The following is a 2,249-nucleotide window of genomic DNA, read 5'->3' on the forward strand; positions in this document are numbered from 1 at the left end:
TATTCGCATAGACCATGGATATGGGTATATGACCCTATACGGTCATCTAAGTAAATACAATGTAAAAAGACGTCAAAAAGTGAAGCGGGGAGACCTTATAGGTTTTGTTGGTAGCACGGGTAGATCTGAAGCACCTCATCTCCATTACGAAGTATGGAAGGAAGGAGAACGTATAAATCCTATAAATTTCTATTACGGAAGTTTATCTGCCGAAGAATTTGAAAACATGCTCAAGTACGCAACTCAGGAAAATCAATCACTGGATTAATGCATATAGAATTACCAGAAAAACGTTATTATGGAATTGGCGAAGTTGCCAGGGCTTTTGATGTAAATACTTCCCTTATTCGTTTCTGGGAAAGAGAATTTGATGTTATCCAACCCAAAAAGAACGCAAAAGGCAACCGAAAATTCACTCCAAAAGACATTCAAAATCTTCAACTAATATATCATTTGGTTAAGGAACGTGGCTTTACTCTTGAAGGTGCTAAAACTCATTTGCGTGAGGAAAGACAAAAAACTTTGTCAAATTTTGAGATTATCCAAAAGCTCGAGAAAATAAAAGCAGAACTGATCAAAATAAAAAATCAGCTTTAAACCTATACTATAACTTAATAAAACGATTATGAAAAAATGGTTAATTCCCGTAATTGTCCTCCTGGTCCTGGCATTTGCTATTTATCAATGGGCTGTTGGATTTAATAATACATCAGTAGAATATGAAGCCAATGCCAAAACCGCCTGGTCTAATGTTGAAAGTTCATATCAAAGAAGAAATGATCTTATTGGCAATTTGGTAAAAACGGTACAGGGTGCCGCAGATTTTGAAAGAGGTACTTTAACCGATGTTATTGAAGCTCGCGCTAAGGCTACTTCAACAACAATAGATGTGGACAATCTAACCCCCGACAAAATGGCTGCCTTCCAGGAGGCACAAACAGGCTTGTCTTCTGCTTTATCACGTTTGTTGGTTACTGTTGAAAGATATCCGGATTTAAAAGCCAATCAAAATTTCCTTGAATTACAATCTCAATTGGAAGGAACTGAAAACAGAATTAATGTAGCCAGGGACAGGTATAATGAACAGGTAAATATCTATGACATCCACATTAAGAAATTTCCCAATAAAATTCTGGCAGGTTGGTTTGGATTTGATGAAATGGCGCGTTACGCGGCAGATCCCGGTTCTGAAAATGCTCCGGATGTGAATTTTGAATTCGACTAATTTATCGCCTATGTCCCTCGTAGAAGATTTCTTAACTACTGATGAAGAACAGGAGATTGTAGATGCAATTCTTGAATCGGAAAAGAATACTTCCGGAGAGATAAGAGTTCATATAGAACCGTCTTCCCATTTAGACCATTTTACCAGGGCCCAGGAAGTCTTTCATTTACTTAAAATGGATAATACGCGCGAAAGTAATGGAGTACTGATTTATCTAGCCGTGGAGGATAAAAAATTTGCAATCTGCGGAGATAAAGGCATTGATGAAGTGGTCCCGGATGACTTTTGGAATTCCACAAAAGACCTTATTCAGAATAGTTTTAAAGAAGGAAAATTTAAAGAAGGGATTATTCGCGGAATCCTGATGGCCGGAGAAGAGTTAAAGGCCCACTTTCCATGGAAACCCAATGACACAAATGAATTGAGCAATGAGGTATCTAAAGGTTAGTCTTATCTTGTTCCTGCTGTGGGGAACCTCAGCTCTTGCACAATTTACGATCCCGGAAAAACCAAAACTTGAAACCAGTGTTTACGATTATATTGGGCTATTAACGGCTCCCGAAAAAAATGCACTGGAACAGAAACTTATCCGTTATTCCGATAGTACTTCCACGCAAATAGTAGTTGCCATAATAAAATCAACCGAAGGTGAAAACATAAACTACCTTGGTGCCCAGTGGGGACAAGCATGGGGCATAGGACAAGAAGATGAGGACAATGGTATTCTGATCATTCTGGCCAGAGAAGACCGAAGAGTAGCCATTAACACAGGTTATGGTGTAGAGGCTACGCTAACAGATGCATTATCCAAAAGGATCATTGGGAACGTAGTTATTCCTGAATTTAAAGAAGGAGATTACTATGCCGGATTGGATAAAGGATCTGATGCCATCTTTAAAGTGTTAACGGGTGAATTTAAAGAAGAACGCCCTCCCGAAGGGGATGGAAACTTTCCTTTTGGAGCAATTCTGCCTATTATCATTTTTATAGTAATCATCATTATTCTTAGCAATCGTAACCGAAG

The 2,249-nt window shown here is 38.5% G+C and carries 5 protein-coding genes; all 5 read left to right on the plus strand.

The features are described 5' to 3' along the window. Positions 1–268, plus strand: a 268-nt coding sequence (locus WBN20_RS14985) for a M23 family metallopeptidase (protein ID WP_424282263.1), incomplete at its 5' end; no start/stop codon positions are given. Further along, complete coding sequence (locus tag WBN20_RS14990) at positions 268–597, plus strand: MerR family transcriptional regulator (protein ID WP_424274882.1); 330 nt, start codon at positions 268–270, stop codon at positions 595–597. The genes WBN20_RS14985 and WBN20_RS14990, both read left to right, overlap by 1 nt. A 28-nt stretch (positions 598–625) precedes the next feature. Continuing rightward, positions 626–1,225: a LemA family protein gene (locus tag WBN20_RS14995; RefSeq protein WP_424282264.1), complete on the plus strand. Its 600-nt coding sequence runs from the start codon at positions 626–628 to the stop codon at positions 1,223–1,225. Between the two features lie 10 nt (positions 1,226–1,235). Then, a complete protein-coding gene (locus tag WBN20_RS15000; protein ID WP_424282265.1) occupies positions 1,236–1,673 on the plus strand; it encodes a TPM domain-containing protein in 438 nt (145 codons plus the stop codon). Then, the coding region (locus WBN20_RS15005) for a TPM domain-containing protein (RefSeq protein ID WP_424282266.1) at positions 1,654–2,249 on the plus strand (596 nt) is incomplete at its 3' end. The genes WBN20_RS15000 and WBN20_RS15005, both read left to right, overlap by 20 nt.

The sequence above is a fragment of the Eudoraea sp. genome, from assembly GCF_049665975.1.
GTDB lineage: Bacteria > Bacteroidota > Bacteroidia > Flavobacteriales > Flavobacteriaceae > Eudoraea.